We start from the raw sequence: 25233 nt of genomic DNA, 5'->3' as shown, positions 1-25233 counted from the left end.
CAGACGCCGAGGGAGGGGAACGGGGATGACGGAGCGGCATCACCTGCTCGTGCACGGTGGGACGTTCGCGGCGGTGGGCGACGGCGGGGACGTCAGCGGCGTACGCGGCGGCAGCGCGCCGGACGGGCTGTTCGTGCGCGACGCCCGGCACCTGAGCCGCTGGCAGCTCACCGTGGACGGGGCGGTGCCCGAGACACTCGCGCCCGTCGCGGACGGGGACACCGCGCGCTGCGTCCTGGTGCCGCGCGGCGGCCGCCAGGAGCCGCCCGCGTACACGCTCTTCCGCGAGCAGGCCGTCGCCGAGGGCGTGCTGGTGGAGTCCTTGCGGGTGACGAGCAACCGCCCGGTGCCGACGGTCGTGCGCATCGCGGTGACCGCCGACGCGGACTTCACGGACCAGTTCGAGCTGCGCTCCGACCACCGCACCTACACCAAGATTGGCGCCGTGCGCGGCCGCGAGGTGCTGGACGACGGGGTGCGCTTCACCTACCAGCGCGGCGAGTGGCGCTCCCGCACCACCGTGACCGCCGAGCCCGCCCCGGACGGCGTGGAGGAGACCGGCACCGGCGCCCGGCGCCTGGTGTGGACCCTGGAGCTGGCGCCGCACAGCTCCGCCGAGCTGGCCCTGAGGGTCTCGGCCCGCCCGCACGGCGCCCGGGAGCCCGAGGCGCCCCGCTCCCCGGCCGCCGTGCGCGAGCGGCAGCAGGAGGCGTCGGCGGAGCTGGCGCGCGGCGTGCCCTTCCCCGCGGCCTGGCCCGCGCTGGCCGCCGCCTGCGCGCAGGGCCTGTCCGACCTGGCCGTCCTGCAGATCGCGGCGGCGGGCCCGGACGGCGAGGAGCTGCGCGTCCCGGCCGCCGGGGTGCCCTGGTTCCTGACGCTGCTGGGCCGCGACGCCCTGATCGCCTCCCTCTTCGCGCTCCCCTACCGCCCCGAGCCGGCGGCGTCCACGCTCCTGGCGCTGGCCGCGACGCAGGCCGTGGAGACCGGCGCGGGCGCGGTGGCCCAGCCCGGCAAGATCGTGCACGAGGTGCGCCACGGCGAGCTGGCCCACTTCGGGCAGGTGCCCTACGGGCGCTACTACGGCTCCGTGGACGCGACGCCGCTGTTCCTGGTGCTGCTCGGGGCGTACGTCGAGCGGACCGGGGACCTGGCCCTGGCCCGGCGGCTCGAACCGCACGCCCGGGCGGCGGTCGGCTGGATGCTGGACCACGGCGGGCTCACCTCGCGCGGCTACCTCGTCTACCGCGCCGACGAGGGCGGCCTCGCCAACCAGAACTGGAAGGACTCCCCCGGCGCGATCTGCGGCGCCGACGGGAGCCGCCCGTCGGGCCCGGTGATGGCGGCGGGCGCGCAGGGCTACGCCTACGACGCGCTGCGCCGCACCGCCCAGCTCGCCCGCGCGGTCTGGACCGACGAGGTGTACGCGGCGCTGCTCGAACAGGCGGCGGCCGACCTGCGCGACCGCTTCCAGCGGGACTTCTGGATGCACGACCGGGCCTTCCCGGCGCTCGCGCTCGACGGCGAGGGCCGCCACGTGGACGCGCTGGCCTCCGACGCCGGGCACCTGCTGTGGTCGGGGCTGCTCGACAAGGAGTACGGCGAACTGGTCGGCCGCAGGCTCCTGGAGCCCGACTTCTTCTCCGGCTGGGGCGTGCGCACGCTGGCCGCGGGCCAGGCGGCGTACCACCCGCTGTCGTACCACCGGGGCTCGGTCTGGCCGCACGACAACGCGCTGATCGCCCTCGGCCTGGCCCGCTACGGACTGCACGACGAGGCCCGCGCGGTCGCGCACGCCCTGGTCGACGCGGCGACCGCGACCGGCCACCGGCTGCCGGAGGTCCTCGCCGGCTACGACCGCGCCGGCCACGGCGAGCCGGTGCCCTACCCGCACGCCTGCGTCCGCGAGTCCCGCTCGGCGGCGGCCCCGCTGGCGCTGCTGACGGCGGTGGGCGAGGCCTGAGGGGCGGGGCGGGGTGACCGCGCGGCGGGGCGGGGTGACCGCGCGGCGGGGCGGGGTGACCGCGCGGCGGGGCGGCGGCACCGCCCCGCGCCGGTACGGCGGGCGGCACGGTCGGTGGGGCCCCGGTGGGTCCGCCCGTCCGCCGCCGGTCCCGCTCAGCCGCCGGACGTGTCCAGTTCCGCGTCCTCGCCGACGCCCGCGCAGTCGTACGGGTCCTTGAGCCAGCCGTCGGGCAGGACGACGCGGTTGTTGCCCGAGGTGCGGCCGCGGGGGCCGTCGGCGCCGGCCGGCCAGGGCTGGTCGAGGTCCAGCTCGTCCAGGCCGCCCCGCAGCTCCTGCAGGGACGACGTGACGGCGAGGCGCTTGCGCATCTCGGAGCCGACCGAGAAGCCCTTCAGGTACCAGGCGACGTGCTTGCGGAAGTCGACGACGCCGCGCGCCTCGTCGCCGAGCCACTCGCCGAGGAGCGTGGCGTGGCGGACCATGACGTCGGCCACCTCGCGCAGCGTCGGGCGCGCGAAGTCGTCCCGCCCCTCGAAGGCCGCCACCAGGTCGGCGAAGAGCCAGGGCCGGCCCAGGCAGCCGCGGCCCACGACCACGCCGTCGCAGCCGGTCTCGCGCACCATGCGCAGCGCGTCCTCGGCGGACCAGATGTCGCCGTTGCCGAGCACGGGGATCTCCGGCACGTGCTCCTTGAGGCGGGCGATGGACTCCCAGTCGGCCGTGCCGCCGTAGTGCTGGGCGGCGGTGCGGCCGTGCAGGGCGATCGCCGTGACGCCCTCCTCGACGGCGATCCGCCCGGCGTCCAGGAACGTGATGTGGTCGTCGTCGATGCCCTTGCGCATCTTCATGGTGACCGGCAGGTCCCCGGCGCCGGCGACGGCCTCGCGCAGGATGGCCCGCAGCAGGTTGCGCTTGTAGGGCAGGGCGGAGCCGCCGCCCTTGCGCGTGACCTTGGGCACCGGGCAGCCGAAGTTGAGGTCGATGTGGTCGGCGAGGTCCTCCTCCGCGATCATGCGGACGGCCTTGCCGACGGTCACCGGATCGACGCCGTACAGCTGGATCGAGCGCGGTGTCTCCGAGGCGTCGAAGCGGATCAGCTGCATGGTCTTCTCGTTGCGCTCGACCAGCGCCCGCGTGGTGATCATCTCGCTGACGAACAGGCCCTTGCCCCCGCTGAACTCCCGGCACAGCGTGCGGAAGGGCGCGTTCGTGATCCCGGCCATGGGGGCGAGGACGACGGGCGGGCGCACCGTGTGCGGACCGATCGCGAGCGGACCGGCGGCGGCGGTGGACGGCGGGGCATCGAGGGCGGGAGCGGGCGTGGGCATGGCTCCATTGTCGCGTACGCCGAGGGGTACCCGGCACCCGACATCCGCGATCACTGCATATGTCATTAGTTAGGCGCACTATTGAAAATGGCCTAGGATGGAGCAATGCCCCAGCTCAGCCATCGCCGACGTCTGCTCGTGCTCGCCATCTGCTGCATGAGCCTGCTGATCGTGAGCCTCGACAACACCGTGCTCAACGTCGCCCTGCCCGCGATGCAGCGCGAACTGGACGCCTCCGTGTCGGGACTGCAGTGGACCATCGACGCCTACACGCTGGTCCTGGCCTCGCTGCTGATGCTCGCCGGGTCGACCGCCGACCGGATCGGCCGCCGCAAGGTCTTCATGACGGGGCTCGTCGTCTTCACCCTGGGCTCGGTGCTCTGCTCGCTCGCGCCCAGCCTGGAGCTGCTCGTCGCCGCCCGCATGGTGCAGGCGGTCGGCGGCTCGATGCTGAACCCGGTAGCGATGTCGATCATCACCAACACCTTCACGGACCCGCGCGAGCGCGCCCGCGCCATCGGCGTGTGGGGCGCCGTCGTCGGCATCTCGATGGCGGCCGGACCGCTGGTCGGCGGGTTGCTCGTGGACTCGGTCGGCTGGCGCTCGATCTTCTGGATCAACGTCCCGGTGGGCCTCGCCGCCCTCCTGCTCACGCTCCGCTTCGTCCCCGGGTCCCGCGCCCCCAGGGCCCGCCGCCCCGACCCGGTCGGCCAGCTCCTGGTGGTCGCCCTGCTGGGCTCCCTGACGTACGCGATCATCGAGGCGCCCTCCGCGGGCCTGGCCTCCGCGCACACCCTGGGCTTCGGCGCGGTGGCGCTGGCGGCGCTGCTCGCCCTGCTGCGCTACGAGCCGCGCCGCGAGGAACCCCTCATCGACCTGCGCTTCTTCCGCTCGGCGCCGTTCAGCGGGGCCACCGGCATCGCGCTCAGCGCGTTCGCCGCGCTCGGCGGCTTCCTCTTCCTGTCCACCCTGTACCTGCAGAACGTGCGCGGTCTGACCGCGCTCCAGGCCGGGCTGTGGATGCTGCCGATGGCGTTCATGTGCTTCGTGTGCGCGCCGCTGTCGGGCCGGCTGGTCGGCAGCCGCGGCCCGCGCCTGCCGCTGCTCCTCGCCGGCACCGCGATGACGGCCGCGGGGCTGCTCTTCGCCCTCTTCGAGGCCGAGACCTCGAACGTGACGCTGGTGATCGGCTACGTCCTGTTCGGCATCGGCTTCGGCCTCGTCAACGCCCCCATCACCAACACCGCCGTCTCCGGCATGCCCCGCGCCCAGGCCGGGGTCGCCGCCGCCGTCGCCTCCACCAGCCGCCAGACCGGCTCCACCCTCGGCGTCGCCGTGATCGGCGCGGTCCTGGCCTCGGGCGTGGGCGCGTCCTCGTACGCGGACGCCTTCGTCCCGGCCTCCCGGCCCGGCTGGTGGATCCTCACCGCCTGCGGCCTGGCCGTCCTGGGCCTCGGCGCCCTGACGACCGGCCGCTGGGCCCGCGGCACGGCGGAGCGCACCGCGGAACGCCTGGAGTCGGCCGAGGTCGGAGAGGCGGCGCGGGCGACGGCCACGTCGTGACCGCCCCGGCGGCCCGCCCGAGCCCCTCGGCCCTTGAACCTCTTGCTTCCCGGGCCGCTCGGTCCCCGGGCCCCTCAGGCCCCCTTGAGCCCCCGCACCACCAGGTCCACCAGCGCCGCGAACTCCGCGTCCGCGCCCGGGTGCGCCCAGTCCCGCGCGTGGGCGGGGTCGTGGAAGCGGACCGTGGCGTCGAAGACCGCGCGGGCCGTGGCCGGGACGTCGGCGGAGGCGAACGCGCCCGCGCGGACGCCGTCCCCGACGATGCGGCCGAGCTGGGCGACGAGGTCGGCGACGTGGCGCTCCACCACCGCGCTGTTCTCCCCGATCAGCACCATGTACGTGGCGAACAGCTCGGGGTCGTCGCCCGCCTTGTGCCGCTTGGCCGTGAACAGGGCCGCGCACCAGTCCCGCAGCCGCCCCTCCGCGCCGCGGTCCTCCGCGGCGATCCCGGCCAGCGCCCGCGAGGTGCGGTCGAGCCACCGCTCGGTGACCGCCTCGCGCAGCGCCGCCTTCGTCCGGAAGTGGCGGTACACGCTGCCGTGGCTGACGCCGAGCGCGCGGGCCACGTCCACCACGGTCGCCTTCGCGGGCCCGTAGCGGCGCAGCACCTCCTCGGTCGCCTCCAGGATGCGCTCGGCGGTCAGGGTCTCGGTGCTCGGTGCCATGTCCCCGACCGTACCCGGCGGTGCCGTCAGCGCTCGCTGTCGAGGTGGGACATCTGCGCCTGCGGGTAGCGCTCGCCCGCCGCGGCCCCGGCCGGCACCGCCTCCTCGATCGCCGCGAGGTCGGCGTCGTCCAGCGTCACGTCGAGCGCGCCGAGCGCCTCGCCGAGCCGCTCGCGGGTGCGCGCGCCGACCAGCGGCACGATGTCCTCGCCGCGCGAGAGCACCCAGGCGATCGCGGTCTGCGCGACCGAGACCCCCTTGCCGTCGGCGACCTTGCGCAGCGCCTCGACGAGGCCGAGGTTGTGCTCCAGGTTCTCGCCCTGGAAGCGGGGGCTCATGGCGCGGAAGTCGTTCGCGGCCAGCCGCCGGTCACGGGTGAAGTGGCCGGAGATCAGGCCGCGCGACAGCACGCCGTAGGCGGTGATCCCGATGCCCAGCTCGCGCGTGGTGGGCAGGATCTCCTCCTCGATGCCGCGCGAGATCAGGGAGTACTCGATCTGGAGGTCGGTGACCGGGGCCGTGGCCGCCGCCCGGCGGATCGTCTCCGCGCCGGCCTCGCTGAGGCCGATGTGCCGCACGTACCCCTGCTCGACCAGCTCGGCGATGGCGCCGACGGTCTCCTCGATCGGGACGTCGGGGTCGACGCGGGCGATGCGGTAGACGTCGATGTGGTCCACGCCGAGCCGCTGGAGCGAGTACGCCGCGAAGTTCTTCACCGCGGCGGGGCGGCCGTCGTAGCCGAACCACTCGCCGCCGGGACCGCGCAGGGCGCCGAACTTCACGCTGAGCAGCGCCTTCTCGCGCAGCTCCGCGGGGGCCGTGCGCAGGGCCTCGCCGATCAGCATCTCGTTGTGGCCCATGGCGTAGAAGTCGCCCGTGTCGAGCAGGGTGACCCCCGCCTCCAGGGCGGCGTGGACGGTGGCGATCGACTCGGTCCTGTCCGCGTCGCCGTACAGCGCGGACATGCCCATGCAGCCGAGGCCGAGGGCGGAGACCTGGGGACCGGTGGTTCCGAGGGGACGGGTTTGCATGGCAGCTCCTTGGGGTTCCCGGGCGAGAGGAGCACCCGGCGGGCGCGCCCGGCGGCGTGCCGTACCTCCACTCTGGCATGACGAATGACAGATTTCAATTTTTGTCAGTCGTCATTACGGTGTCGCCGGTCCGTTCCGGCCGGATCGGCCGGCGACCGCACCGGCCGGCGGCAACCGGTCCGGACACGGCGAAGCCCCCGGCTCCCTCACGGGAGCCGGGGGCTTCGGGGCGAAGAGGCGCGGGCTCAGCAGCCGATCAGGCGGCCGGCCAGGTAGCTCTCGATCTGGTCGAGGGAGACGCGCTCCTGCTTCATCGAGTCGCGCTCACGGACGGTGACCGCGTTGTCCTCCAGGGTGTCGAAGTCGACCGTCACGCAGAACGGCGTGCCGATCTCGTCCTGGCGGCGGTAGCGGCGGCCGATGGCGCCCGCGTCGTCGAACTCGATGTTCCAGTGCTGCCGCAGCGCCTGGGCCAGGCCCTTGGCCTTCGGGGACAGCTCGGGGTTGCGGGACAGCGGCAGGACCGCGACCTTCACCGGCGACAGGCGCGGGTCGAGGCGCAGGACCGTGCGCTTCTCCATCTTGCCCTTGGCGTTGGGCGCCTCGTCCTCGACGTAGGCGTCGAGCAGGAAGGCCAGCATCGCGCGGCCGACACCGGCCGCGGGCTCGATGACGTAGGGGGTCCAGCGCTCGCCGGCCTCCTGGTCGAAGTAGGACAGGTCCTGGCCGGAGGCCTTGGAGTGCGCGGAGAGGTCGTAGTCGGTGCGGTTGGCGACGCCCTCCAGCTCACCCCACTCGTTACCGCCGAACTGGAAGCGGTACTCGATGTCCGCGGTGCGCTTGGAGTAGTGGGAGAGCTTCTCCTTCGGGTGCTCGTACCAGCGCATGTTCTCCTCGCGCAGGCCCAGGCCGGTGTACCAGTTCCACCGCTCCTGCATCCAGTACTCCTGCCACTTCTCGTCCTCGCCCGGCTTGACGAAGAACTCCATCTCCATCTGCTCGAACTCGCGGGTGCGGAAGATGAAGTTGCCCGGCGTGATCTCGTTGCGGAACGACTTGCCCATCTGGGCGATGCCGAACGGCGGCTTGCGGCGCGAGGTCTGCTGGACCTGGGCGAAGTTGGTGAAGATGCCCTGCGCGGTCTCGGGGCGCAGGTAGGCGACGGAGCCGCTGTCCTGGGTCGGGCCGAGGTGCGTGGAGAGCAGGCCCGAGAACTGCTTGGGCTCGGTGAAGGTGCCCTTGTTGCCGCAGTTGGGGCAGTTGAGGTCGGCGAGGCCGTTCTCGGGGAGGCGGCCGTGCTTGGCCTCGTAGGCCTCCTCCAGGTGGTCCGCGCGGAACCGCTTGTGGCAGGAGGTGCACTCGGTCAGCGGGTCGGTGAAGGTGGCGACGTGCCCGGAGGCCACCCAGACCTCGGTCGCCAGGATCACCGAGGAGTCGATGCCCACGACGTCCTCGCGCGACGTCACCATGTAGCGCCACCACTGGCGCTTGAGGTTCTCCTTGAGCTCGACACCCAGCGGCCCGTAGTCCCAGGCGGCGCGCTGGCCGCCGTAGATCTCGCTGCACGGGTAGACGAAGCCACGGCGCTTGCTCAGGCTGACGATGGTGTCGATCTTGTCGGCGGCCACGGTGCTCTCTTCATTACGACGACGGGCGACGAAGCGGTCGCTTCCGGGACGATCACCAGCGGGGATGATCCGTTCGGAGCCTGCGCTTCAGAGCGAATGCTTCAGATTACCGGCGGCCGCACCCCCCGGATCAAATCGGTATGCCCGCCGCCGCGCGGCCCGCTCCGCATACCGGCCCTAAGCCGGTCGCTGCGGACACATTATTGACAATCGTTTCCAGATTTAGTGAAAATGAGTGTCATGAACGCACGACGACACATACCCGCGGCCGCGCTCACGGCGGTCACCGCCCTGTCCCTGGGCGCGCTCTCCGCCTGCTCGTCCTCCTCCGCCGCCGGCGGCACCGACAAGTTCGACGTCGTCGCGTCGTTCTACCCGATGGCCTTCCTCGCCGAGCGCATCGGCGGCGACCACGTGAGCGTCACCAGCCTCACCGAGCCCGGCCAGGAGCCGCACGACCTGGAGATCAGCGCGAAGCAGACGGTGGAACTCCAGAAGTCCGACGCGGTCCTCTACCTCAAGGGCCTCCAGCCCGCCGTGGACGACGCGGTGGCGCAGTCGGAGCTGAAGAACAAGATCGACGCCGCGACCCTGACCGCCCTGGAGACGCACGGCTCCGAGGTCGGCGGTCACGACCACGCCGAGGACGAGCACGCCGGGGAGGAGCACGCCGAGGACGACGGCCACGACCACGACACCGGCGGCAAGGACCCGCACGTCTGGCTGGACCCGGTGAAGTACGCCGAGGTCGCCGAGGGCGTGGGCAAGGCCTTCGAGAAGGCGGACCCGGACCACGCCGCCGACTACAGGAAGAACACCGCGGCCCTGGTGAAGGACCTCGACGCCCTGAACACCCGGTTCGAGGAGGGCCTCGCGGACACGAAGACCAGGACGTTCATCACCACGCACGCCGCCTTCGGCTACCTCGCCGAGCGCTACGGCCTGACCGAGGAGGCCATCAGCGGCCTGGACCCGGAGAGCGAGCCCAGCGCCAACCGCGTCAAGGAGCTTGAGAGGATGGCGAAGGCGGACGGCGTCTCCACGGTCTTCTACGAGACGCTCGTCAGCGACAGGACCGCCAAGACCCTCGCCGGGGACGCCGGCCTGGAGACGGACGTGCTGGACCCGGTCGAGGGCATCACGGACAAGTCGAAGGGCGACGACTACATCGCGGTCATGGACGCCAACCTCGCGGCCCTGAAGAAGGCCCTGGGCGCGGCGTGACGACCAGGACGCCGGCATGACCGGCACCACGAGCACGACCAGCACGACGGAGGACACAGTGCGGAGGACACCGTGAGCACCGTGAGCGAGGACGCCGCGCGCGAACCCGTGATCTCCCTGCGCGGGGTGACCGCCGAACTGGGCTCCCGCCGCGTGCTGCGCGGCGTCGACCTCGCCGTGCGCCGCGGCGAGGTCGTCGCCCTGCTCGGCGCCAACGGCTCGGGCAAGTCCACGGCGATCCGCACGATCGTCGGGCAGGTCCCGGTGACCGGCGGCGAGATAGAGATCTTCGGCACCCCGCGGCGCCGCTTCCGCGACTGGGCGCGCGTGGGCTACGTGCCCCAGCGCACCACGGCCGCGGGCGGCGTGCCCGCGACGGTGACCGAGGTGGTGTCCTCCGGGCGGCTGTCCCGCGCCCGCTTCGGGGTGCTGCGCAGAGCCGACCGGGACGCCGTCCGCCACGCCCTGGAGCAGGTCGGGATGGCCGACCGCGCCAGGGACTCCGTGGAGGCGCTCTCCGGCGGCCAGCACCAGCGCGTGCTCATCGCCCGCGCCCTGGCCTCCGTGCCCGAGCTGCTGATCATGGACGAGCCCATGGCGGGCGTCGACCTGGCCAGCCAGGAGGTGCTCGCCGCGACCCTGCGCGAGCAGGTCGAGCGGGGCGTCTCCGTCCTGCTCGTACTGCACGAGCTGGGCCCGCTGGAGCCGCTGATCGACCGCGCCGTCGTGCTGCGCGACGGCTGCGTCCTGCACGACGGACCGCCGCCGCGCGCGGTCGGACAGCACGCCCTGCCCGGCCACGACCACGTGCACCCGCACGCGGACCACGCCGAACCGACCCGGACGGGACTGCTGAGCTGATGGACCTGTTGAACTACGCCTTCATGCAGCGGGCCCTGCTCGCCGCCGTGCTGGTGGGCGTCACCGCGCCCGCCATCGGCGTCTACCTCGTGCAGCGCCGCCAGGCCCTGATGGGCGACGGCATCGGGCACGTGGCCATGACCGGCGTCGGCCTCGGCTTCCTGCTCTCCACCTCCCCGGTGTGGATGGCGACGGCCGTCTCCGTGCTCGGCGCCGTGCTGATGGAGCTGATCCGCTGGTACGGCCGCACGCGCGGCGACATCGCGCTCGCCATGCTCTTCTACGGCGGCATGGCCGGCGGCGTGCTGCTGATCAACGTCGCGCCGGGCGGCTCCACCTCGAACCTGACCTCGTACCTGTTCGGCTCGCTGTCCACCGTCTCGGAGAGCGACGTCACCGCGATCTGCCTGCTCGCGGCCTTCGTCGTGGCGGTGACGCTGCTCCTGCGGCGCCAGCTGTTCGCGGTCAGCCAGGACGAGGAGTTCGCCCGGGTCACCGGGCTGCCCGTGCGCGCGCTGAACCTGCTGACGGCCGTGACCGCCGCCGTCACCGTCACCGTCGCCATGCGCGTGGTCGGGCTGCTGCTGGTGAGCGCGCTCATGGTCGTGCCCGTGGCCGCCGCGCAGCAGCTCAGCCGGAGCTTCGCCGCGACCTTCGCGATCGCGGTGGCCATCGGCGTGGCCGTGACCATCGGCGGCACGGTCACCTCGTACTACCAGGACGTGCCGCCCGGGGCGACGATCGTCCTGCTGACCATCGCCGTGTTCGTCGTGCTCACGGCCCTGTCGGCGCCGCTCGCCCGGCGCCGGGCACGGGCCGCGGCGCAGGCGTCGGGCGACCCGCTGGAGTGCGCGATCCCGCAGGCCGGACCCGATCGCCCGGACGTACGGGTTCCGGCCACCCGGAGCCCCGGCGACGGGGCAGCGGTCTGACCGCGCACCGCTCCGGCTGGCACAATGGCCGGGCAAGGCGCAGACGTGAGGAGGCAACGGTGACGACCGCTGGACCGTCCGTACGCGGCCGTTCCACCCGGCAGCGGGCCGCCGTGGCGGCGGCCCTGGACGAGGTGGACGAGTTCCGCAGCGCGCAGGAGCTCCACGACATGCTCAAGCACAAGGGCGACTCGGTCGGGCTCACCACGGTGTACCGCACGCTGCAGTCCCTCGCCGACGCGGGCGAGGTCGACGTCCTGCGCACCTCCGACGGGGAGTCGGTCTACCGCCGCTGCTCCAGCGGCGAGCACCACCACCACCTCGTCTGCCGCGTCTGCGGCAGCGCCGTGGAGGTCGAGGGCCCGGCCGTGGAGAAGTGGGCCGAGGCGATCGCCGCGGAGCACGGCTACGTGAACGTGGCCCACACCGTCGAGATCTTCGGCACCTGCGCGAGCTGCGCGAACGGCGCGGCGAGCGAGGGCTGAGCCCCGTACGGGCACGGCGGAGGGGCTGTGGGCGGATCGCCGCCCGCAGCCCCTCCGTCACGTCCGGGTCCGGCCCCGCGCGCGGGCCGGGCCCGGACGGCACGGCCCGCCGTCGGCGGCGCGTACGGGCGCTCCGGCCGCGGCGCCGCAGGGGCGTCCCGGCCCGCGCGGCGGACGCGACGGGCCGGTCCCCCGGCGCCGGTCGGCTACCCGGCCGGTCTCCGGCCGGTCAGCCCTCCTGCCGGCCCTCCATGGCGAGCAGTTCCTCGTTCGGGACCGCGCCGCCGAAGCGGCGGTCGCGGGAGGCGTACTCGACGCACGCGCGCCACAGGTCGCGGCGGTCGAAGTCCGGCCACAGCACGTCCTGGAAGACCATCTCGGCGTAGCTCGACTGCCAGATGAGGTAGTTGGACGTGCGCTGCTCGCCGCTCGGACGCAGGAACAGGTCCACGTCCGGCATGTCCGGGTAGTACAGGTACTTCTGGATGGTCTTCTCGCTGACCTTGTCCGGGTCCAGCCTGCCCGCGGCGACGTCGGCGGCCATCGCCTTCGCCGCGTCCGCCAGCTCCGCCCGGCCGCCGTAGTTCACGCAGAAGTACAGCGTCATCGCGTCGTTGCCCTGCGTCTGCTCCTGGGCGATCTGGAGCTCCTGCACGACCGACTTCCACAGCTTGGGCATGCGGCCCACCCAGCGGATGCGGATGCCCAGCTCGTCCATCTCGTCGCGGCGGCGGCGGATGACGTCCCGGTTGAAGTTCATCAGGAAGCGCACCTCCTCCGGCGAGCGCTTCCAGTTCTCCGTCGAGAAGGCGTACAGCGACAGGTTCTTGACGCCCATCTCGATGCAGCCCTTGAGGACGTCCATCACGACGCCCTCGCCGACCTTGTGGCCCTCGGTGCGCGGCAGGCCGCGCTCCTTGGCCCAGCGGCCGTTCCCGTCCATGACGATCGCCACGTGGCCCGGGATCAGCTCGCCGGGGAGCCTCGGCGCGCGGGCGCCGGACGGGTGCGGCTCCGGCGTCTTGTACTCGCGGCGCTGGCGCCCCAGGATCCCGCGTACCACCATGTGCTTCTCGTCTCCCTCGGTCTGTTCCACGTACGGATGGACGGACGGCCGCGGCTCCGCCGTCCCGGCACGGGGCTACTTCTCCACGTACCGCAGCGAGCGCAGGCCGCGCTCCAGGTGCCAGTGCAGATAGGCCGAGACCAGCCCGCTGCCCTCCCTGACATACCGCGGCTCGCACGCGTCCGCGGTCGCCCAGTCACCGGTCAGCAGTGCGCCGAGCAGCTCCAGGGCCTGTGCCGAGGGTACGACGCTGCCGGGCACCCGGCAGTCCGCGCAGACGGAACCTCCCGCCGCGACCGAGAAGAAGCGGTTCGGTCCCGGCATGCCGCATTTCGCACAGTCCCCGAAGCTCGGCGCGTAGCCGTTCACCGCGAGGGAGCGCAGCAGGAAGGCGTCCAGGACCAGGTGCGGCTCGTGCTCGCCGCGGGCCAGCGTGCGCAGCCCGCCCACCAGCAGCAGGTACTGCTGCACGGCCGGTTCGCCCTCGTGGTCCGTGAACCGCTCCGCCGTCTCCAGCATCGCCGTCCCGGCGGTGTAGCGGGCGTAGTCGGTGACGATGCCGCCGCCGTACGGGGCGATCGTCTCGCTCTGCGTGCACAGTGGCAGCCCGCGCCCGACCAGCTCGCTGCCGCGCGCGAAGAACTGCACGTCCACGTGCGAGAAGGGCTCCAGGCGCGCCCCGAACTTCGACTTCGTGCGGCGCACCCCGCGGGCCACGGCCCGCACGCGCCCGTGCCCCCGCGTGAGCAGGGTGATGATGCGGTCCGCCTCGCCCAGCTTCTGGGTCCGCAGGACGACCCCGTCGTCCCGGAAGAGGCTCACGACGCACCTCCGCGGCGCCCGCCGGACGCGGGGGCGCGCGGCGGTACGGCGCCGGCGGCGGGGAACAGACTCATGCCTCCCATTCTCGCCCACGCCGCCGACAACCCGGCCCGCCGGGCCCTCCTCCGCGGCCCGGCTCCCCGCCCGCCGCGGGCCGGCGGCGTCCCGGTCAGGAGCGGCCGCTCCCCGGCCGCCGTCCCGCCCGGCGGGGCCGGGGAGACCCCGAGGGAGGAGAAGGCGTCGTCCGGGCCGCCGCCGAGGGCGGCGACGGCCACCAGCGACGCGGACCGCGGTCCGCGTCGCCCTCCGCGCCGTCGCCCTCACCGCGCCTCCCGTCCTCCCGGAACCTCTCCCACGTGTTCGAGCACTCCGGGCGAGGGCCGTGCCATGCCTGCCATCGGCGGTGCGCGGGCCGCCGGACTGCCGGTTCGCCGCTCCTGGGGCCGTTCCGCCCGGACCGGGCGGAGGGGACGGGCCGCCCGTCAGGGGACCTCGCCCCGGCTGCGCGCGTTCGCGTACGCCGTCGCCGCGCTCAGCCGCTCCGCCGTCGTCGCGGCCCGCACCGCCTCCGGCTCGGCGTCCCACTCCCGTCCGCCGCCGACCGGCCTGAGCTGCACGTACGCCCCTTTGTGCGCCGTCACCACGCCCACCCGTCCCGTCCCCGTGTCGACCGCGTACGCCCCGACCGGCGGCGTCACCGGGGCACCGCCGCGAGCCGGGCCGGGGTCCTGACGGAACAGCGGCCGGGTTCCGCCGGCGGGCGGGGCGCCTCCCCCGCCCCGGCCACCGGGCCGCCCCCGGGCGTCGGCAGCGCAATTCCCGCTCCCATGGGCACCGCGCGCAATTCCTTCACCGTTTCCTCCGCCTCTTCGACACGAGCCGCCGAGTGTCGTGCACCATGCACAGAACCATGCCTCTTCACTGTGCTCCCCTTTGCCCGCGATTTCCCCATCGGAGTTTCACTCTTTGCGGCACAACGGTGACGGCGCGCATGCGAATCCGGAAAACCCGTACGTCCGGCAACAGTGGTGCACTGCAATGGGGTTGCCCGTGGCCAACGGTTCACGAAAGGCGGCGCGGGAGTTCTCCGGAACGGAACCGGAACGGCGCAGGAAGGAAGCCGCTTTCACCCGGACGGAGCCTGAACGGGGGTCACCGTGTCCGGCGATCCTCTCGGACTGTTCGAACAGACCATCCGAAAACCGCAGTTGGACGCCGCCGGGCGGATCGACGAGATCCTGGGACCGGAGGTTTTCCCGCGCATTCCGGCGGGCGGCCCGCAGTCGGCCCACCGGGCCGTCACGCACGGAAGCGCATGGCGCGCTGCGGTCGAAAGAGCCGCCACCGACCGTCTGCGCGGAGGCGGCGTTTTCGGGAGACTTCCCGGACGATCCGGCGCCGGTGGAGCACGCGGGGCGCACACGGTCCGATCAGGCCGCCCCGGCTCCGTCCGCCGGGACAGGAGCACGTACAGCGACGGGAATTGCGGCGGCCCCGTCGTAGCGGCCCACGACTTCCCCGGTTCCGTCCGCCGGCGCGGAAACGCGGACAGCGGCGAAAGCGGCGGTGACCGCGTCGAGACCGTCGTCGGCCTCCCCGGGTGTCGCCCCCGTCCGGGACGGCAGGGGCCGGACGGTCCCGTGGCCGTCGTCGGCGCCCCCGCCCGGGCCGCCTTCGCGGGCGGCACCGCCGGGCCGCCCCGTACGGCACGCCGCGCGATCGCCGCGCGCCGTCAGCGCCGGAAGCGCCGCACGTACCGCCGCTGCCACGGCGTCTCCACCGCGCGGCGGTCGTAGCCCGCGCGCACGAAGGCGACCGCCTCCCCGGGCGGGACGCCGTCCAGGACCGCGAGGCACGCCAGCGCCGTGCCGGTCCTGCCGCGGCCGCCCCCGCAGGCGACCTCCACCCGCTCGCCGGCGGCGCGTTCCCACGCCTCCGTCAGCGCGGCCCGCGCGTCCTCCGGGTCGCCCGGCAGCCGGAAGTCCGGCCAGCGCAGCCAGCGCGTCTCCCAGGGGGCCTCGGGCGGCCGCCCGCCCAGGAGGTGGACGGCGAAGGACGGGTGCGGGCCCGGCGGCAGCGGCCGGCGCAGACCGCGGCCCCGGACCAGCCGCCCCGACGGCAGCCGCAGCACGCCCGCCGCCCCGTCCTCCCACAGTTCGCCCATCGCGCTCTCCCCCCGCCGGTCCGTGCGCCGTCCGCGCGGCGCGTCGCGGACCATCATGCGCCGCTCCCGCGACCGCGTGTACGCCCTGACCGGCGCCGACCTCACGGTCGCGCCGGGTGAGACGGTGGGCGTCGTGGGCGAGTCCGGCTGCGGCAAGTCCACGCTCGCCAAGGTGCTGGTCGGCGTACAGCGGCCGACGTCCGGGACGGTGTCCTTCGGCGGCCGCGACCTGTGGACGACGGACCCGGCCGAGCGGCGCGCGGCGGTCGGCGCGGGCGCCGGCATGGTCTTCCAGGCCCCCTCGACCGCCCTCAACCGCAGGCTGCCGGTGCGCCGCATCCTGCGCGACCCGCTCGACGTGCACCGGCGCGGCGCGCCCGCGGAGCGCGAGGAGCGCGAGGAGCGCGTACGGGAGCCGATGGCGCTGGTGGGCCTGCCGCCCGTACTGGCGGACGCGCTGCCGGGGCAGCTCTCCGGCGGCCAGCGCCAGCGCGTCGCCGTCGCCCGCGCGCTCGCCCTGGAGCCGGCCCTGGTCGTGGCGGACGAGCCGACGAGCGCCCTGGACGTGTCGGTGCGCGCGCAGATCCTCGACCTCCTCCTCGACCTGCGGGAGCGCCTCGGCCTCGCCCTGGTCTTCGTCTCGCGCGACATCCGCACGGTCCGCCGGATGGGCGACCGCGTCGTCACCATGTACCTGGGCCGCGTCGTCGGGGAGGCCCCGGCGGACCGGGTGACCGACCACGCCCGCCACCCGTACACCGGAGCGCTGTTCCCCGCGACGCCCGGCCTGCTCGACCCGGTCGACCCGATCCCGCTGGCCGGGCCCGTGCCCTCGGCGACGCGCCCGCCGAGCGGCTGCCCGTTCCGCACCCGGTGCTGGAAGGCGGACGCCACGTGCGCCGCCGTCCTGCCGCCGCCCGTCACGGACGAGGGCGGGCACCGCTTCCGCCGCCACCACCCGGTGCCGGCGGACCGGCCGACGCACGGCCTCGTCGCGCGGGCCGCCGGCGCCCCCGCGCCCACGGCCACCGCCCCGGCCGACGACCGGCCGCGAAAGCGGGAACAGTCTCCATGACCGTGCCGTCAGCACCACCCAGGGAGCCCTCATGACCGTGCCCGCCCCGCTCACCGGTGTCGTCCCGCCCGTCTGCACCCCCCTGACACCGGAGGGCGAGGTGGACGTCCCCTCGCTGCTGCGGCTGGTGGACCACCTGCTGGACGGCGGGGTGAGCGGCCTGTTCGTCCTCGGCTCGTCCTCCGAGGCCGCGTACCTGACGGACCGCCAGCGCCGGGTGGTGGCGGAGGCGGTGACGGGGCACGTGGGCAAAGAGGTGCCCGTACTGGCCGGGGCGATCGACATGACGACCCCGCGCGTGCTCGACCACGTCCGGTCCGTGACGGAGGCGGGCGCGGACGCCGTCGTCGTGACGGCGCCCTTCTACGCCCGGACGCACCCCGCGGAGATCGCCCGCCACTACCGCCTGACCGCCGAGCGCTCCCCCGTCCCCGTCGTCGCCTACGACCTGCCCGCCTCCGTGCACAGCAAGCTGCCCGCGGAGCTGGTCCTGGAGCTGGCGGCGGAGGGCACGCTGGCCGGGCTGAAGGACTCCAGCGGGGACGAGGCGGGGTTCCGGTCGGTCGTGACGGGCGCCCGCGCCCACCCCGGCATCACCGGCTTCAGCGTCCTCACCGGCTCCGAGCTGCTGGTGGACGCGGCCCTCGCGATGGGCGCGGACGGCGCGGTGCCGGGCCTGGCGAACGTGGACCCGCACGGCTACGTCCGCCTGTACGAGCTCTGCCGCGCGGGCGACTGGACGGCGGCGCGGGCCGCGCAGGAACGGTTGTGCGCGCTGTTCGGGATGGTCCGGGCGGGCGACCCCGCGCGGATGGGCGGCGGCTCGGCCGCGCTCGGCGCGTTCAAGGCGGCCCTGCACCTGCGCGGCGTGATCGCCTGCCCGGTGACGGCGGAGCCCCAGGTGCCGCTCTCCCCGGAGGAGGTGGAGCGCGTGGGCGAGTCCCTGGCGGCGGCCGGGCTGCTGTAGCGGACGCCCGCCGGGCGGCAAGCACCGGCGGGGAGCGCTCGGGGCGCCTGCCCCCGCGAGAAGGGGACAGGCGCCCCGTACGACGCGGTACCGGACGGCGGGCACGGGCCCCCGGGCGGTGGGCGCCTGCGAGGAGCGCACGGGGGCGCCTTCCCCTCACGGACGGGGGGCCGCCCCCGCACGGCGCGGGGCCGGACGGCGCGCACGGCCCCGCGCGACGACACGCGGGCGGCGCGCACGGCCCCGTACGCGGACGGAGGCGCGGCCCGCGTCTCCGCGGACGGGCCGCGCCTCCCGCACCGGCCGGGCTACGACGACGTGTACGCCGCCGCCAGCAGCCGCGTCACGTCGTCCGCGCAGATCGTCAGCGCCGCGCCCACCGTGGTGAGGGCGTCGCGCTCGGCGGGCGTGTACGGGCCGTCGGCCAGGGCGATCCGGGCGCCCTGGAGCAGGATGGCCTCGCGGCCCGCGGGCGCCAGGTGCGGGGCCAGCGGGTCCAGCGCCTCGTGCAGCTCTATGGCGAGGCCGGGGCCGCAGGGCGCGTCGACGACCCGCCCGGTGTCGGCCGCGAGGGCGTCGACGAGCGCGGCGAGCTGGTCCTCGGTGCAGTCGGCGAAGCCGGCCGAGCGGACGGCGGCCGCGGCGGTCTCCAGCGACGGGCGCGCGCCGGTGCCGCCGGCGGCCAGCACCGCGAGGGCGACGGTGTGCACGGCGTCGCGCAGCATCGCCGAGAACCGGGTGGTGGTGGGGTGGTCGAGCACGTCCGTGCCGAAGCGCTCCCGGCAGGCCGCGCACTCGACGACGGGACCGGTCTCGCCGCGCGGCAGGACCGGTACGCCCAGAAGGGTGAAGCGGCGGCGCCCGGTCATCCGCTGGTAGTTGCGGTCGCCCCCGCAGCCGGGGCAGAAGAACTCGCCGTCGCCGGCGTCGGTCCACGCGGTGCGGGTCCCCAGGAGGCGCGGGACGCCCGGCAGGACGCCTCTGCGGTCACCACGGCCGTGTCGTCCCCGTCCTGGCAGCACGTCGCACCTCCGTAACCCCGCGGCAACATCGCCGCGCTGGCGTGATGTTAGCCACATAGCCGTTGTGGAGTCATTACCCCGTACGAGACCTGTTCGTGACCATGGCCGGTAAACGCCCCGGAAAAGAGCCGGCCCCGCCCGCCTCGACGGCGGACGGGACCGGGAGGACGCAGGTCGTGGGCGTCAGCGAGCGGCGCGGTTGACGGCGGACACCACGGCCTTCAGGGAGGCGCGTGTCGTGTTCGCGTCGATGCCGATGCCCCACAGGACCTTGTCACCGATCGCGCACTCGATGTAGGAGGCGGCCTGCGCGGAGGCGCCCTCGCTCATCGTGTGCTCCTGGTAGTCCAGCAGGCGCACGTCGATGCCGACGGCCTGCAGGGCGTCGAAGAAGGCCGAGATCGGACCGTTGCCGGAGCCCGTCAGGACGGTGTCCCGCCCGTCCACGGTCGCCTCGACGGTCAGCGAGTCGACGCCGTCGCGGTCGGTCGTGGTCTGGCCGGCCCTGACCTGGACGCGGCCCCAGGGGTTGTCCGGGTTCGGCAGGTACTCGTCCTGGAAGACCGCCCAGATGTCCTGCGGCGTGATCTCGCCGCCCTCGGCGTCCGTCTTCGCCTGGATGATCTTCGAGAACTCGATCTGCATCCGGCGCGGCAGGTCCAGCTTGTGGTCGTTCTTCAGGACGTACGCGATGCCGCCCTTGCCGGACTGCGAGTTGACGCGGATGACCGCCTCGTAGGAGCGGCCGACGTCCTTGGGGTCGATGGGCAGGTACGGCACGGCCCACTCGATCTCGTCGACCGTCTTTCCCCGGGCCTTCGCGTCGGCCTCCATGGCGTCGAAGCCCTTCTTGATGGCGTCCTGGTGGGAGCCGGAGAAGGACGTGTAGACCAGGTCGCCCACGTACGGGTGGCGCGGGTGGACCTCCATCTGGTTGCAGTACTCGGCGGTGCGGCGGACCTCGTCGATGTCCGAGAAGTCGATCTGCGGGTCGACGCCCTGCGAGAACAGGTTCATGCCCAGCGTGACCAGGTCGACGTTGCCGGTGCGCTCGCCCTGCCCGAACAGGCAGCCCTCGACGCGGTCGGCGCCGGCCATCACGGCCAGCTCGGCGGCGGCGACGGCGGTGCCGCGGTCGTTGTGCGGGTGGGCCGACAGGCAGACGTACGCGCGGCGGGAGAGGTTGCGGCTCATCCACTCGAAGCGGTCCGCGTGCGTGGACGGCGTGGAGCGCTCGACGGTGGCGGGCAGGTTCAGGATGATCTCGCGGTCCGGGCCGGGCTGCCAGACGTCCATGACCGCCTCGCAGACCTCCAGGGCGAAGTCCAGCTCGGTGTCGGTGAAGATCTCGGGGCTGTACTGGTAGCCGAAGACGGTCTCGGGGCCCAGCAGCTTCTCCGCGTACTCCATCACCAGGCGGGTTCCGTCGACGGCGATCTGCTTGATGTCGTCCTTGGAGCCGCGGAAGACGACCCGGCGGAAGACCGGCGCCGTGGCGTTGTACAGGTGCACGGTGGCCCGCTTCGCGCCCTTCAGCGACTCCACGGTCCGCTCGATCAGGTCCTCGCGGGCCTGGGTCAGCACGGAGATCGTGACGTCGTCGGGGATCGCGCCCTCGTCCTCGATGATCGACCGTACGAAGTCGTAGTCGGTCTGGCCGGAGGCGGGGAAGCCGACCTCGATCTCCTTGTAGCCCATCTTCACCAGCAGGTCGAACATCTCGCGCTTGCGGGCGGGCGACATCGGGTCGATCAGGGCCTGGTTGCCGTCGCGCAGGTCGGTGGAGAGCCAGCGGGGGGCGGTGGTGATCCGCTTGTCCGGCCACGTGCGGTCGGCCAGTTCGACCTGCTCGTACGGGCGGTACTTGTGGATCGGCATGGCGGTGGGCTGCTGGCGGTTCGGCATGGTGCCTGGGGCTCCTCTTGGTCCGCTGAATCCTCCGGGACCCGGTCCACGGAGGGCCGGCCGACGGGCAACGCCGAACTCCGCGGGGAGGGGGTCGGCCTCGACTTACAGGCCCTCGCCGCGGCAGCTAAGGAGAAGCAGCCCGAAACACATGGTGCTCCGCAGCCTAGCCGAGCCGTGCCGGGTTCGCGGTTCCGTATCAGTATGCGGGATCGTGATCCCATACGGGACAAAAGGTGTCTCATACCACTCGTGACGGAACGCGGAAATCCCTGTGCGGGTATTTCCCTCATCATGAGTGCCGTCCGTGACAGCCCTGCGGCCGGGTGCGAATCTCTCCGCCATGAACGCCGACGCAGGCTTCGAGCCTGTCTTCTGCACCATCGTCCCGCCCCACGTCCTCGACCGCCTCGCCCGGGCCGAGGACCCCGCGCTCTCCGGCCCGGCCCGCCGCACCCTGGAGCGCGACGCCCTCGAACGCACCCGCCGCCGCACGACCGCCGCGCTCGGCGCGCCCGCCCCCGCCGACGCCGCGGAGCCGGACAGGCCCCGGCGCACCGTCCACGACGCCCGGCACGGCCGGGACCTGCCCGGCCGGAAGGTGCGCGGCGAGGGCGACGAGCCGGGCAAGGACGCCACGGTCAACCGCGCGTACACCGGCCTCGGCGCCACCTTCGAGCTGTTCCTCAAGGCCTACCGGCGCCGCTCGGTCGACGACCGGGGCCTGCCGCTGGTCGCGACCGTGCACTACGACGAGGACTACAACAACGCCTTCTGGAACGGCGAGCAGATGGTGTTCGGCGACGGCGACGGCGAGATCTTCCTGGACTTCACCGTCCCGGTCGACGTCATCGGGCACGAGCTGGCCCACGGCGTCACGCAGTACTCGGCGAACCTCACCTACTCCGGCCAGCCCGGCGCCCTGAACGAGTCGCTGTCCGACGTCTTCGGCTCGCTCGTCAAGCAGTACGCGCTCGGCCAGACCGCCGGCGAGGCCGACTGGCTGATCGGCGCGGGCCTGCTCGCCCCGCGCGTCACCGGCGAGGCGCTGCGCTCGATGAAGGAGCCGGGCACCGCCTACGACGACGACGTGCTCGGCAAGGACCCGCAGCCCGCCACGATGGACGGCTACGTCGACACCCATGACGACAACGGCGGCGTGCACATCAACTCCGGCATCCCGAACCACGCGTTCTACCTGGTCGCCAAGGCCCTCGGCGGCTACGCCTGGGAGCGCGCGGGACAGATCTGGTACGACGTGCTGACCGGCGGCGAGCTGTCCTCCGAGGCGGGCTTCGCGGACTTCGCGCGGCTGACGGTGGCGCGGGCGCGCACCGCGTTCGGCCGGGGCGAGGAGCTCCAGGCCGTCCTGAAGGCGTGGCAGCAGGTCGGGGTGGAGACCGAGGGGAACGGCTCCTCGGCCGCGTAGCCGTACCCGGCCCGACGTACTAGACAGGACCTCATGCGGATCGAAGTGAGGCGCACGGGCGGCTTCGCGGGCATCGGGCGCCGCGCCGAGGTGGACACCTCGGGACGGGCCGACGCCGCCGACTGGCACGCGCTCGCCGAGCGGGCCGTGGCCGCCTGCCGGGACACCCCGCCGGCCGGTGTGCCGGACGGCTTCGCCTACCGGATCACCGTGGACGGCCGGACCGCGTACTGCGCGGACCCCCGGCTCACGGACGAGCAGCGGGAGCTGATCTCGCGGGTGCTGGAGCACGGGGCGTGAGCGGCGGACGCGGAACGGACCGGTGCCGGCGGCACGGGCGGCGGCGCGGACGGCGGCGGGCGGCGGGCGGCGGGCGGCGGGCGGCGGGCGGCGGGCGGCGGGCGGCGGGCGGCGGGCGGCGGGCGGACGGTACGGGCGGCACGGGCGGCACGGGCTGCACGGGCTGCACGGGCGGCGGTGGCGCGAAGGCGCCGCCCGTCCGGGCCCCGTGGGACGCCCCGTTGACGCGGCCCGCCGGTTGTGCGGAGGATCGCGCGCATGGCGAGCGCAGCGGTTCCCCGTTTCCCGCCCGGCTTCCTGTGGGGCGTGTCCACCTCGGCGCACCAGATCGAGGGCGGCGCCGACGAGCGCGCCCCGTCGGTGTGGGACGCCTTCACGGCCGAGCCCGGCCGGGTCAGGGACGGTTCGACGGCGGCGGTGGCCTGCGACCACTACCACCGCTACCGCGAGGACGTGGCGCTCCTGCGCGACCTGGGCGTGGGCGCGTACCGCTTCTCGGTCTCCTGGCCGCGCGCGGAGTCCCCCGGCGGCCTCGGCTTCTACGACCGGCTGGTGGACGAGCTGTGCGCGGCGGGCGTGCGCCCCGTGCCGACGCTCTTCCACTGGGACCTGCCGCTGGCCCTGGAGGAGACGGGCGGCTGGCTGCGGCGGGCGACGGCCGAGGAGTTCGCGCGGTACGCGGGGCGGGTCGCGGACCACCTCGGCGACCGCGTCCGCACCTGGATCACCCTGAACGAACCCGCCGAGCACACGCTGCTCGGCCACGCGCTCGGCGTGCACGCGCCCGGCCGCGCGCTCCTCCTCGACGCGCTGCCGGCGGCCCACCACCAGCTGCTGGCCCACGGCCTGGCCGTCCGGGCGCTGCGGGCGGTCGGGATCACCGACGTCGGGATCGCCAACTCGCACGGCCCGGTCTGGCCCGCCTCGCAGGACCCCGAGGACACGGCGGCCGCGGAACTGTACGACCTGCTGCTGAACCGCCTCTTCGCCGACCCGCTGCTGCTCGGCCGCTACCCCGAGGAGCTGGCGGAGCTGCTGCCGGACGGCGCCGCGGCCGACCTGGAGACGATCGCGGAGCCCCTGGACTGGTACGGGGTCAACTACTACGCGCCGACGAAGGTGGGGGCGCCGCGGGGGACGGAGACCGTCCACTCGGGGCTGCGGCTGCCCGCCGGACTGCCCTTCTCCGTGCGCGAGATCGAGGGGTACCCGCGCACCGACTACGGCTGGCCGGTGGTGCCCGAGGCGCTGACGGCCCTGCTCACCGGCTTCCGCGAACGCTACGGCGACCGGCTGCCGCCCGTCGTGATCACCGAGAACGGGTGCAGCTACGAGGGCGTGGACGACCAGGAGCGGATCGCGTTCCTGGCCGCCCACATCCGGGCGCTGCACGCCGCCGTGGAGGCGGGCGTCGACGTGCGCGGCTACTTCGTCTGGTCGCTGCTGGACAACTTCGAGTGGGCGGAGGGCTACACCCGCCGCTTCGGCCTCGTCCACGTCGACCGCGAGACCCTGGAGCGCACCCCGAAGGCGTCGTACGCGTGGTTCAGGGAGGTGCTGCGGGCCCAGCGGTGACGGGCGCCGGGCCGCGCGGTCCGCGCGGGGAGGGTCAGAAGCCCAGCTTGCGCAGCTGGCGCGGGTCGCGCTGCCAGTCCTTGGCGACCTTCACGTGCAGGTCGAGGAAGACGGGCGTGCCCAGCAGCGCCTCGATCTGCTTGCGGGACTTGATGCCCACGTCCTTCAGCCGCTTGCCCTTCGGGCCGATGATGATGCCCTTCTGGCTGGGCCGCTCGATGTAGACGAAGGCGTGGATGTCGAGCAGCGGCTTGTCCGCCGGGCGGTCCTCGCGGGGCAGCATCTCCTCCACCACCACGGCGATGGAGTGCGGCAGCTCGTCGCGCACGCCCTCGAGGGCGGCCTCGCGGATCAGCTCCGCCACCATGACCTGCTCGGGCTCGTCCGTGAGGTCGCCCTCCGGGTAGAGCGCGGGCCCCTCGGGCAGCAGCGGGACCAGCAGGTCGGCCAGCAGATCCACTTGGCCGGCCCCTCGCCCACCACCGCCCTTGTTCGAGGGACTGCGTCCCGCCTCCTCCGCCGCGGTCGCCGAGACGGGGATGATCTCCGCCCACTCGATGCCCAGCTCCTTGCCGAGCTGGTCGACCGCGATCAGCTGCTCGGCGAGGGCCTTGCCGTCCACGAGGTCCGTCTTGGTGACGATCGCGACCTTCGGGGTCTTCTTGATCCCGGCCAGCTCCTTGGCGATGAAGCGGTCGCCGGGGCCGATCTTCTGGTCCGCGGGCAGGCAGAAGCCGATGACGTCGACCTCGGCCCAGGTGGTCCGCACGACGTCGTTGAGCCGCTCGCCCAGCAGCGTGCGCGGCTTGTGCAGGCCGGGGGTGTCCACGAGGATCAGCTGCGCGTCGGGGCGGTGCACGATGCCGCGCACCGTGTGCCGCGTGGTCTGCGGCCGGTTCGAGGTGATCGCCACCTTCTGGCCGACCAGAGCATTCGTGAGGGTGGACTTGCCCGCGTTGGGGCGGCCCACGAAGCAGGCGAAGCCGGCACGGTGAGGGCGAGTGGCCTCGGACGGCTCGGATGACGGGGTACGAACGCTCATGGCGCCCATTGTCCCTGATCCACGGACCGGTACCGCACGGCTGTCGCCCATGGCGCCGGAACGCGGGCGTCCGCCGCCGCCCACGGGACGGCGGACACGGGGTTCCGGAGGCGCGTGGCAGGACGCGGATCCGGACGCCTTCCGAGCCGGAATCCCGGAAGCGTACGGCAGAACGCGGGCCCGGAC

General features: G+C 73.9%; 22 protein-coding genes. 11 read left to right on the top strand and 11 right to left on the bottom strand.

The genetic code is table 11. The annotated features are described in order from the left end of the window. Nucleotides 1-25: 25 nt before the first annotated feature. On the top strand, nucleotides 26-1960 hold the full coding sequence (locus IE271_RS00785) for an amylo-alpha-1,6-glucosidase (protein WP_190188119.1): 1935 nt from the start codon (nucleotides 26-28) through the stop codon (nucleotides 1958-1960). Nucleotides 1961-2115: 155 nt separating this feature from the next. Here IE271_RS00785 and dusB read toward each other — a convergent pair whose 3' ends face one another. Then, a complete protein-coding gene (dusB, locus tag IE271_RS00780) occupies nucleotides 2116-3291 on the bottom strand; it encodes a tRNA dihydrouridine synthase DusB (RefSeq protein ID WP_190188118.1) in 1176 nt (391 codons plus the stop codon). Nucleotides 3292-3396: 105 nt separating this feature from the next. Here dusB and IE271_RS00775 point away from each other — a divergent pair, with 105 nt between their 5' ends. Then, nucleotides 3397-4854 carry an MFS transporter gene (locus tag IE271_RS00775; protein WP_190188117.1) on the top strand — a complete coding sequence of 486 codons (1458 nt, stop codon included), beginning with the start codon at nucleotides 3397-3399 and terminating at the stop codon, nucleotides 4852-4854. Between the two features lie 74 nt (nucleotides 4855-4928). Here IE271_RS00775 and IE271_RS00770 read toward each other — a convergent pair whose 3' ends face one another. The 3 genes from IE271_RS00770 to IE271_RS00760 form a co-directional block, all read right to left on the bottom strand. Further along, nucleotides 4929-5519, bottom strand: coding sequence for a TetR/AcrR family transcriptional regulator (locus tag IE271_RS00770; RefSeq protein WP_190188116.1), 591 nt, complete (start codon nucleotides 5517-5519; stop codon nucleotides 4929-4931). 26 nt (nucleotides 5520-5545) lie between these two features. Further along, the gene (locus tag IE271_RS00765) at nucleotides 5546-6550 is read right to left on the bottom strand and encodes an aldo/keto reductase (protein WP_190188115.1); all 1005 of its coding nucleotides are present in this window, start codon (nucleotides 6548-6550) and stop codon (nucleotides 5546-5548) included. 245 nt (nucleotides 6551-6795) lie between these two features. Beyond that, nucleotides 6796-8178: a glycine--tRNA ligase gene (locus IE271_RS00760; RefSeq protein ID WP_190188114.1), complete on the bottom strand. Its 1383-nt coding sequence runs from the start codon at nucleotides 8176-8178 to the stop codon at nucleotides 6796-6798. Nucleotides 8179-8418: 240 nt separating this feature from the next. Between IE271_RS00760 and IE271_RS00755 the strand changes: the two genes are divergently transcribed. From IE271_RS00755 to IE271_RS00740, 4 genes are all read left to right on the top strand, one after another. Continuing rightward, the gene (locus IE271_RS00755; RefSeq protein ID WP_190188113.1) at nucleotides 8419-9402 is read left to right on the top strand and encodes a metal ABC transporter substrate-binding protein; all 984 of its coding nucleotides are present in this window, start codon (nucleotides 8419-8421) and stop codon (nucleotides 9400-9402) included. Nucleotides 9403-9474: 72 nt separating this feature from the next. Further along, nucleotides 9475-10263: a metal ABC transporter ATP-binding protein gene (locus tag IE271_RS00750; protein WP_229919069.1), complete on the top strand. Its 789-nt coding sequence runs from the start codon at nucleotides 9475-9477 to the stop codon at nucleotides 10261-10263. After that, nucleotides 10263-11195, top strand: coding sequence for a metal ABC transporter permease (locus IE271_RS00745; protein WP_190188112.1), 933 nt, complete (start codon nucleotides 10263-10265; stop codon nucleotides 11193-11195). Before IE271_RS00750 ends, IE271_RS00745 begins: the two co-directional genes overlap by 1 nt. Before the next feature lie 59 nt (nucleotides 11196-11254). Next, on the top strand, nucleotides 11255-11680 hold the full coding sequence (locus tag IE271_RS00740; RefSeq protein ID WP_190188111.1) for a Fur family transcriptional regulator: 426 nt from the start codon (nucleotides 11255-11257) through the stop codon (nucleotides 11678-11680). Nucleotides 11681-11909: 229 nt separating this feature from the next. On the opposite strand, the gene IE271_RS00735 is transcribed toward IE271_RS00740, so the two are convergent. From IE271_RS00735 to IE271_RS00720, 4 genes are all read right to left on the bottom strand, one after another. Beyond that, nucleotides 11910-12746 (bottom strand): isoprenyl transferase, encoded by an 837-nt coding sequence (locus IE271_RS00735; RefSeq protein WP_190188546.1) that lies wholly within the window; start codon nucleotides 12744-12746, stop codon nucleotides 11910-11912. 75 nt (nucleotides 12747-12821) lie between these two features. Then, the gene (gene recO / locus IE271_RS00730; RefSeq protein ID WP_190188110.1) at nucleotides 12822-13568 is read right to left on the bottom strand and encodes a DNA repair protein RecO; all 747 of its coding nucleotides are present in this window, start codon (nucleotides 13566-13568) and stop codon (nucleotides 12822-12824) included. Between the two features lie 482 nt (nucleotides 13569-14050). Beyond that, complete coding sequence (locus IE271_RS00725; RefSeq protein WP_190188109.1) at nucleotides 14051-14266, bottom strand: hypothetical protein; 216 nt, start codon at nucleotides 14264-14266, stop codon at nucleotides 14051-14053. Nucleotides 14267-15300: 1034 nt separating this feature from the next. Beyond that, complete coding sequence (locus IE271_RS00720) at nucleotides 15301-15732, bottom strand: phosphatase domain-containing protein (RefSeq protein ID WP_190188545.1); 432 nt, start codon at nucleotides 15730-15732, stop codon at nucleotides 15301-15303. 55 nt (nucleotides 15733-15787) lie between these two features. On the opposite strand from IE271_RS00720, the gene IE271_RS00715 reads away from it, so the two are divergent. Beyond that, nucleotides 15788-16807, top strand: a complete 1020-nt coding sequence (locus IE271_RS00715) for an oligopeptide/dipeptide ABC transporter ATP-binding protein (protein WP_190188108.1) — start codon at nucleotides 15788-15790, stop codon at nucleotides 16805-16807. Between the two features lie 31 nt (nucleotides 16808-16838). Next, nucleotides 16839-17774 (top strand): dihydrodipicolinate synthase family protein, encoded by a 936-nt coding sequence (locus tag IE271_RS00710; RefSeq protein WP_190188107.1) that lies wholly within the window; start codon nucleotides 16839-16841, stop codon nucleotides 17772-17774. A gap of 308 nt (nucleotides 17775-18082) precedes the next feature. On the opposite strand, the gene IE271_RS00705 is transcribed toward IE271_RS00710, so the two are convergent. Then, nucleotides 18083-18796 carry a TerB family tellurite resistance protein gene (locus tag IE271_RS00705; RefSeq protein WP_190188106.1) on the bottom strand — a complete coding sequence of 238 codons (714 nt, stop codon included), beginning with the start codon at nucleotides 18794-18796 and terminating at the stop codon, nucleotides 18083-18085. 183 nt (nucleotides 18797-18979) lie between these two features. Beyond that, entirely contained in the window at nucleotides 18980-20701 is a 1722-nt protein-coding gene (gene leuA / locus IE271_RS00700) for a 2-isopropylmalate synthase (protein WP_190188105.1), read from the bottom strand. Nucleotides 20702-21044: 343 nt separating this feature from the next. Here leuA and IE271_RS00695 point away from each other — a divergent pair, with 343 nt between their 5' ends. The 3 genes from IE271_RS00695 (at nucleotide 21045) to IE271_RS00685 (ending at nucleotide 24005) form a co-directional block, all read left to right on the top strand. Continuing rightward, complete coding sequence (locus IE271_RS00695) at nucleotides 21045-22130, top strand: M4 family metallopeptidase (protein ID WP_190188104.1); 1086 nt, start codon at nucleotides 21045-21047, stop codon at nucleotides 22128-22130. Between the two features lie 33 nt (nucleotides 22131-22163). Beyond that, complete coding sequence (locus IE271_RS00690) at nucleotides 22164-22430, top strand: protealysin inhibitor emfourin (RefSeq protein WP_190188103.1); 267 nt, start codon at nucleotides 22164-22166, stop codon at nucleotides 22428-22430. Between the two features lie 258 nt (nucleotides 22431-22688). Continuing rightward, a complete protein-coding gene (locus tag IE271_RS00685) occupies nucleotides 22689-24005 on the top strand; it encodes a GH1 family beta-glucosidase (protein WP_190188102.1) in 1317 nt (438 codons plus the stop codon). A 34-nt stretch (nucleotides 24006-24039) separates the two neighbouring features. Here IE271_RS00685 and IE271_RS00680 read toward each other — a convergent pair whose 3' ends face one another. Continuing rightward, entirely contained in the window at nucleotides 24040-25056 is a 1017-nt protein-coding gene (locus tag IE271_RS00680) for a GTPase Era (RefSeq protein ID WP_190188101.1), read from the bottom strand. Nucleotides 25057-25233: the final 177 nt, after the last annotated feature.

It is taken from the genome of Streptomyces minutiscleroticus (assembly GCF_014650875.1).
Classification (GTDB): Bacteria; Actinomycetota; Actinomycetes; order Streptomycetales; family Streptomycetaceae; genus Streptomyces; species Streptomyces minutiscleroticus.
This window is presented reverse-complemented; position numbering and strand designations above follow the sequence as displayed.